This is a genomic window from Anabaenopsis arnoldii, assembly GCF_028331025.1.
GTDB lineage: Bacteria > Cyanobacteriota > Cyanobacteriia > Cyanobacteriales > Nostocaceae > Anabaenopsis > Anabaenopsis arnoldii.
The window spans coordinates 21,752-29,271 of record NZ_JAQMUH010000146.1 but is presented as its reverse complement, the minus strand read 5'-3'; the positions used below and the strand labels follow the sequence as shown (position 1 = coordinate 29,271).

General features: G+C 44.2%; 6 protein-coding genes. 5 read left to right on the top strand and 1 reads right to left on the bottom strand.

Annotation, left to right across the window (positions count from 1 at the left end; genetic code table 11):
* Positions 1 to 113: 113 nt before the first annotated feature.
* The gene (gene rppA, locus PN457_RS13255) at positions 114 to 824 is read right to left on the bottom strand and encodes a two-component system response regulator RppA (protein WP_271733823.1); all 711 of its coding nucleotides are present in this window, start codon (positions 822 to 824) and stop codon (positions 114 to 116) included.
* A 133-nt stretch (positions 825 to 957) separates the two neighbouring features.
* On the opposite strand from rppA, the gene PN457_RS13250 reads away from it, so the two are divergent.
* The 5 genes from PN457_RS13250 to PN457_RS13230 all read left to right on the top strand — a co-directional run bounded on the left by PN457_RS13250 (position 958) and on the right by PN457_RS13230 (position 7,480).
* Positions 958 to 1,560 (top strand): permuted SH3 domain-containing protein, encoded by a 603-nt coding sequence (locus tag PN457_RS13250; protein WP_271733822.1) that lies wholly within the window; start codon positions 958 to 960, stop codon positions 1,558 to 1,560.
* Between the two features lie 5 nt (positions 1,561 to 1,565).
* Entirely contained in the window at positions 1,566 to 4,697 is a 3,132-nt protein-coding gene (locus PN457_RS13245; protein WP_271733821.1) for an efflux RND transporter permease subunit, read from the top strand.
* Positions 4,682 to 4,831, top strand: a complete 150-nt coding sequence (locus PN457_RS13240) for a hypothetical protein (RefSeq protein ID WP_271733820.1) — start codon at positions 4,682 to 4,684, stop codon at positions 4,829 to 4,831. The genes PN457_RS13245 and PN457_RS13240 overlap by 16 nt, the downstream gene beginning before the upstream one ends.
* Positions 4,832 to 4,847: 16 nt before the next feature.
* Positions 4,848 to 5,798, top strand: coding sequence for an ABC transporter ATP-binding protein (locus PN457_RS13235; protein WP_271733819.1), 951 nt, complete (start codon positions 4,848 to 4,850; stop codon positions 5,796 to 5,798).
* Between the two features lie 167 nt (positions 5,799 to 5,965).
* A complete protein-coding gene (locus tag PN457_RS13230) occupies positions 5,966 to 7,480 on the top strand; it encodes a hypothetical protein (protein WP_271733818.1) in 1,515 nt (504 codons plus the stop codon).
* Positions 7,481 to 7,520 lie beyond the last annotated feature (40 nt).

Genomic DNA, 7,520 nt, shown 5'->3' with positions numbered 1-7,520 from the left:
TTCAATGGATAGGGATTTAAACGCAGCAATTAACTTATCGAGGTTGGCTAAACCTTGAAAGCTTACTGAGGGATAACCGCTCCCATGCTCCCATTGAAGTAAGAAATAAATGTCTAGACTTGTCTAGGATTTATATAGCAGTTAAAGCGATAGCCAGCACCTGGAACAGTTTCAATAGGACACGGACAGCCATGATTTGCTAACTTACGCCGCAATAAGCGCATTTGCGCTGCAACTACATTACTAATAGGTTCTTTATCCATGTCCCAAACTTGATGACGCAATTTGCTACCGGGAATGATCCGATTGGGGTTCTGCATCAAATACATGAGCAGCTGAAATTCTTTGGTAGTTAAGGGAATCAGCAGGGGCGTAGACCGATCTAAATTCACTCCTAGGACATTGTTGGCTGTATCCAGAGTAAAACCTGCAACAGTCAGGGTGGATGGTTGTAGTTGAGGCGATCGCCTCTGTAGCGCCCGCAACCGTGCCAGCAATTCTTCCATGAAAAACGGTTTGACCAAATAATCATCAGCTCCCGCATCCAGCCCCGCCACACGATTTGACGGCTGCCCCAAAGCAGTGAGCATCAGCACTGGTAAGGGATTTTGGTGCAGTCTGATCTGCCGACATAACTCCAATCCCGACATTTCGGGGAGCAGCCAATCAACAATCGCAACTGTGTAATCTGTCCACTGGCTTTCTAGCCATAGCCAGGCTTGAGTGCCATCTGTCAACCAATCCACTACATATCTTTCGCTAATTAAGACTTGCTTGATTGCCAGTCCCAAATCCGCTTCATCTTCTACCAGTAAAATTCGCATTGCTCCAGAGAATCAACTATGAGGGAGCTTCATATATTTTACAAAAACATCTGCCATTTCACCTGAATTTCATCTGCCCTTTGGCAAACTTATGGAGAACTTTTGTTTAACCCCTATCTTGTGAGGAGTAATCATGAAATCCTTTCGGCTAATGAGTTCGATTCTGGCAGCCAGTTTAATTGTTTGTGTCCCTACAGTCGGGTTTCCTCATGTCGGACATGGTGATGAATTTCAAGCAACCGGTGGCATTAATCGGGTGAAAGTCAATCCCCAAACCGATCAACTATTAGGTATTGTGGTCACAGCGATCGCCTCCTCTGCTCAAGGCGGGTCTGCCGTGATGATTCCGGTGACAGCATTGGTTGATGCCAACGGTAAGCAGATAGTCTTTGTACAGTATGAGAATTTTTATGAGCCTGTGGAAGTCACCACCGGTGCGACCAAAGGCGAACTAATCGCAGTCACCACAGGATTGTCAGTTGGCGAAAAACTGGTTACTCAAGGTGGTTTGTCCCTATATGCCGAATCGCGCAAAACCCAAACTGCGGATACCCCTGGGACTCCAACAGCCAGTGAGACTCCCACAACCCTAGCTGAAGCAGAAAATCAGGATACTACACAGCAGGCTAGTGGATTACCAATGGGTATCTTAGCAGGAGTCGGTGGTGGAGTCGTCCTTGTGGGCGGTGCGATCGCTGTTATTGCAGGGAATCGCAAGAACAAGGGAGGCGTTTAATTGAGATGTTGAACTCCATTGTCAATCAGATTCTCAAAAACTCAATTACCCAGCGTTGGTTCATAGTTATCTGTGCGATTTTAGTGACCCTGTGGGGAGTGTTCACTGTCACTCAGATGCCACTAGACGTGTTTCCTGAATTTGCGCCCCCCCAGGTGGATATTCACACCGAAGCGACTGGACTAGCTGCAGAGGAAGTGGAATCACAAATTACCGTGCCGATTGAAAGCGCGGTGAATGGTTTGCCAGGGGTAACTACGGTGCGTTCTTCCTCCAAAGTCGGTCTGTCAATGGTGCAGGTGGTGTTTGACCAGGATGCCGACATTTATCAAGCCCGGCAATCAGTGACCGAACGACTCCAACAGGTGACCAATCAGTTACCTGAAGGGGTGCATCCGCCGGCAATTTCACCCTTAGCATCACCATTGGGGACAATTTTACAGTATGCCTTAACTGTGAATGGCCAGGGTAAAACCTCCCTGATGGATTTGCGCCGTCTGGTGGATACTACCCTGAGCAATCAAATTTTGTCTGTGCCGGGAGTCACCCAAGTTAGCGTTTACGGTGGGGATGAACGACAGGAACAAGTGTTAGTTGATCCGGCAAAATTGCGATCGCTCAAGGTTTCCTTGACGGAAGTTACCAATGGGGCTAAGGGTGCAAATTCTAACGCTCCTGGTGGATTTCTCATTGGTGGCGGTCAAGAACTGTTGGTACGCGGTATTGGCCAGGTAAAATCAATTGCAGACTTGCAGCAATCGGTGGTCAAGGTGCAAGATGGGAAACCGATTTTGCTTCAAGATGTGGCGCAAGTAAAAACCGGTGCGGCACTCAAGCGGGGTGATGCTAGTTTTAATGGGCAGCCGGCTGTGGTGATGATGATTAACAAACAGCCTGATGTTGATACTCCCACGGTGACAAAAGCAGTAGAAGCGGTAATGCAATCCCTGCAAACAACCTTTCCCCCTGATGTGCAAGTGAAACAAACGTTCCGGCAGTCTAACTTTATTGATACTGCCATTGTCAATGTCAGCAGTTCCCTGATGCAAGGCATCATCATTGTATCAGTAATTATGCTGTTATTTCTGATGAATTGGCGTACTGCGGTAATTACACTGAGTGCAATTCCTCTGTCACTGTTAATTGGCTTAATGTTCATGAAAGCTTTTGGCTTAGGCATTAACACTATGACCTTGGGGGGTTTAGTCGTAGCCATTGGCTCAGTTGTGGATGACTCAATCGTGGACATGGAAAACTGTTATCGGGGTCTGCGAAGCAATCAGGCCCAGGGCAACCCCAAGCATCCCTTTCAGGTGGTCTATGACACATCTGTGGAAGTACGGTTAGCCGTGATTTTTTCTACAGTGATTATCGTCGTCGTGTTTGCACCAATTTTTAGTTTGACAGGGGTTGAAGGCAACATTTTTGCCCCAATGGGTTGGGCGTATTTGCTTTCCATCTGTGCTTCTACTTTGGTGGCTATGACCCTTTCCCCTGCCCTGTGTGCAATTCTGCTGGCAAACCAAACCCTACCGCCTGAAGGTACATTCATTTCCCGTGGGGCAGAACGGTTATATCGTCCACTGTTAAATCTGTCCCTGCGATACCCTCAAATCATTCTGGGTGTGGCCCTGGCAGCATTGGTTGCCGCTTTTGCGATTATTCCCTCCCTGGGACGGGTGTTTCTGCCGGAATTTCAGGAGAAATCATTGGTAAATTCTATGGTTTTATATCCAGGGGTTTCTCTGGATATGACCAATCGGGCGGGGATGGCTCTGTCTAGTGCGCTTAAAGATCATCCTTTATATGAGTGGGTGCAAGTACGGGCGGGACGCACTCCAGGGGATGCAGACGGGGCGGGAGTAAGTATGGCTCATGTAGATGTAGAACTCAGCGATCTCGCTCTCCAAGACCGGGAAGCCAGCATTAAACAATTGCGGCAAGAGTTCAATAAACTGCCTGGTGTGGCATCTAACATTGGTGGGTTTATTTCTCACCGCATGGATGAAGTGCTGTCGGGGGTGAGAAGTGCGATCGCTGTCAAAATCTTTGGCCCTGATTTAATCGAACTGCGGAAGATTGGCGAACAAGTACAAGATGTGATTCAGCCCATCCCTGGGGTTGTAGATTTGCAGCTCGAACCCCAACTGCCCATTCGTCAGGTACAAATCCATTACGATCGCGCGGCGGCCGCTAATTATGGATTGAGTATGGGGCAGTTATCGAACGTGGTGGAAACTGCCCTCAATGGTCGTGTAGTCTCGCAAGTGGCAGAAAATCAGCAACTCATTGATGTTTATGTCTCCTTGACGGAGAAAGCCCGCAATAGTTTAGATGCCATTCGCGCTATTCCTCTGATTACCCCTACTGGGCAAACCATCGAACTGGGTGCTGTAGCTACGGTAGACTACGGTATGGGAATAAATGTGGTGAATCGGGAAGATGTATCGCGGCTGATAGTTGTTTCGGCAAACGTTGCCGAGCGTGATTTGGGCAGTGTTGTTAGTGATATTCAATCCCAAATTAAACAGAAAATCAAACTCCCCAATGGCTACTTCATCCAGTACGGCGGACAGTTTGAATCGGAGCAACGGGCTACTAATAATCTACTGGTATTTAGTATCTTGGCAGCGATCTTGATTGCGGTGTTGATGTTCTTCTGTGTTAAATCCCTCAGCGCGACCATCGCCATCATGCTCAATCTGCCTTTGGCTTTGGTGGGTGGTATTGTCTCTATTGCCTTGAGTGGCGGTGTGATGTCCATTGCTTCTTTGATTGGATTCATTACCCTATTTGGGGTTGCTGTCCGCAATGGCTTGTTGTTGGTAGACAACTATAACCATAAGTTGGCTCAGGGAATGCCCCTCAAAGATGTGATTGTCAACGGTTCTCTAGAACGAGTTAATGCTATCCTGATGACCGCGTTTACTTCCGCACTAGGTATGCTGCCTTTGGCGATCGCCGGTGGAGCAGGAAATGAAATTCTACAACCCTTGGCAATTGTGGTTTTGGGCGGTTTATTTACTTCTACCGCTTTGACTTTATTAGTCATTCCGGCTCTCTACGCCAAGTTTGGCAAACAGTTTATCCCTCTACACAAACCTGCTTTGATTAACCAAACATGGTCAAACTATTGACACTCCCCACGGCTAGAGTCCGGCGGATTCTAGTTTCACGTTATCGCGATCGCTTTGCTTCGCAGTCCATCGTAATTTTGTCACAATATTTATCAAAGCTGTATCCAAAAGGTATGTTACTATCTCAAACATAACTGCACCAAAACAGCTATGGTAAAAGAATTAGCAATTCGTACCTGCGGATTAACTAAGCAATTTGATCAACATATTGTTGTCAACAATGTTGATTTAGAAATCCCAGAGGGTGAAGTATATGGATTAATTGGCCCCAATGGTTCCGGGAAAACCACTCTCATCCGGATGTTGGTCACTGCTGAACAACCAACCACGGGGGAAATTTATCTTTATGGTCATCCCCTAGAATTTGACAAGAGTAACTCAACTCTCAAGCGTCGTCTTGGCTACTTACCCGATAACTATCCCCTATATGAAGATTTAACAGTCTGGGATTACTTAGACTATTTTGCCCGGTTGTATCATTTGCGGGAACCATATCGTACCCAACGCTTACACGCAGTTTTAGAACTTATCCAACTGGAGAATAAACGTCAAGCCCTAATTTCTACCCTATCCCGGGGGATGAAGCAGCGCTTAGGTTTGGCGCGGGCGATTATTCACGAACCAATTTTACTCATTTTAGATGAGCCGGTTTCTGGACTTGACCCTATTGCTAGGATGCAGTTTCGCGACATCATTACAGCTTTGCAATCTGCGGGAATGACTATTTTAATTTCTTCCCATATTCTCAGTGATTTAGCGGAACTATGCACTAGTATAGGCATTATGGAATTGGGGTGTTTAGTAGAAACCGCTTCCCTGGAAGAAATCTACCAACGATTTTCTCAACAACACATTATCTTATCAACCCCTGGAAGTTTAGAGTTAATCGAGCAGGAATTACAAAACTATTCCTTGGTGCAAAGTTGGCAAAAAATCCCCGGTGAAAACAGTCTCAAGGTCAGTTTTACCGGTACACCAAAAGATGGCGCTGATTTATTGCGTTCTCTGGTTCTATCGGGTTGTTCTATCAGTAACTTTCACAGTACACAAGAAGATTTAGAAAGTATTTTCTTAAAATTAGGGCACAAACAAGCATCCTAACAAGTCAATAATTATCTGTGTATATCTGTTCGGGGAGTAGGCTCATGATGGGGAATATGATCTCTGGCTTAGGTGAATTAAACCCTCAATTCTTACGATAAATTAAGGGACGTTTAAAAACTCGCAACGTTTTATTAGCATTATTTATCAGTTTTCTCGTTCAGTTGATGCTGTTTATTTACTACCAAGCTGAACTACCAACAAAGGAAAGTATCTATTATTCCCTTCCAGGTTATTGTCAAGGTGAATGGATAAATTCAGAATTTAAATGTGCTGTTGATCAGTATGGTAAGGTAATTATTAATTGGCGAGCATGGCATGATGATGTTTTCTCTTCTCTGAGTCTAATCATCGTTTTTGCTCTTGTGTTGGTCGGAGTTTATTTACTCATCGATGATTTAGCCAGGGAAACCAGCCGAGATACCCTCGGTTTTATACGTCTAGCTCCCCAATCACCTCAAAGCATTCTTGTGGGTAAAATCCTTGGGGTTCCCATCAATTTATATATTGCCATTTTATTCGCAATTCCTTGGCATTTGTGGTTAGGTTTAAATGCTCAAATATCCTTAGAACAGATCCTAATTTTTTATGGCATTTCCCTGGTCTTTACCATTTTCTACTATAGCGGTGCATTACTATTTGGTTTAATAGCTTCTTGGTTAGGTGGGGTTCAAAGTTGGGTAGGAACTGGTTTACTTATAGCTATTTTTCTATTCTATAAAGTTATAGATAGCAGGAATTTTATACCATATACACTGATGGCATTGCAGCTAATTATGCCGCAATATTTCATTCCTAACTCTTCGGGTGATTTCAGCTTTAGGAATTTTCATTGGTTCGGTATATCACTAGGACAGAATGTTGCCATAACCATCAGCTTTAGTTTATTAATTTCCCTGGTTGGCACTTACTTTTTCTGGCAATCTATCAGACGTTGCTATAGTGTCTCCCATACTACCATGTTAAGTAAACAGCAGAGTTATTTATTAACTAGTATTTTTACCATCATAACTGTAGGATGTGCTAATTGGCAAAACTTGACATATATCCATGGGGATATATTGCTTTTAATGTTTGCCAATTTCTGGCTATTTTTATATCTGATTGCTGCATTAACACCCCATCGGCAAACAATTCAAGAGTGGGCGAGATATCAGCACGTTTATAGTCATAGTTATCCTGGAAAGCACAAATTAATCAAAGATTTAATTTGGGGCGAAAAAAGTCCCAACATATTGGCGATCGCCATCAACGCTCTAATTTATGTCATCGGTAGCAGTATATTCATTTTAGCCTCATCGCTGCCTGTATTGCATAAGTTAAATATTCTTCTTGCCTTAACTTTTGTCTTCACTTTAATAGTAATTTATGCAGCGGTAGCACAGTTAATGTTATTGATGAAAAATGGGCGGCGGTTGTTATGGACTAATGTGATTTTAGCCGCTGTGATGATCGTACCAACGATTTTGTTAGCAATGCTTTTTCGGGACTCTGCTCACAGTTCACTATTGTTTTCTGTGTTGGCACCAGTTGTAATTATATCCTCAGAAACTGCTGCCATAACTAATGCGATCGCAATTATGGGACATATAGCTATTTTCGGGCTATTACTCTGGCAAATTAAACGCCAATTAAAAACATTAGGGGAGTCAGGAACAAAAGCATTATTAAAATCAAGTTAAGGACTAACACAAACAAAAAAAATGGGTGACTAGAGAATGT

What these genes read in the sequence shown, in the direction of transcription:
- rppA (WP_271733823.1), bottom strand. Translation starts at nt 824, where the DNA reads ATGCGAATTTTACTGGTAGAAGATGAAGCGGATTTGGGACTGGCAATC.
- PN457_RS13250 (WP_271733822.1), top strand. Translation starts at nt 958, where the DNA reads ATGAAATCCTTTCGGCTAATGAGTTCGATTCTGGCAGCCAGTTTAATT.
- PN457_RS13245 (WP_271733821.1), top strand. Translation starts at nt 1,566, where the DNA reads ATGTTGAACTCCATTGTCAATCAGATTCTCAAAAACTCAATTACCCAG.
- PN457_RS13230 (WP_271733818.1), top strand. Translation starts at nt 5,966, where the DNA reads ATGCTGTTTATTTACTACCAAGCTGAACTACCAACAAAGGAAAGTATC.
- PN457_RS13235 (WP_271733819.1), top strand. Translation starts at nt 4,848, where the DNA reads ATGGTAAAAGAATTAGCAATTCGTACCTGCGGATTAACTAAGCAATTT.
- PN457_RS13240 (WP_271733820.1), top strand. Translation starts at nt 4,682, where the DNA reads ATGGTCAAACTATTGACACTCCCCACGGCTAGAGTCCGGCGGATTCTA.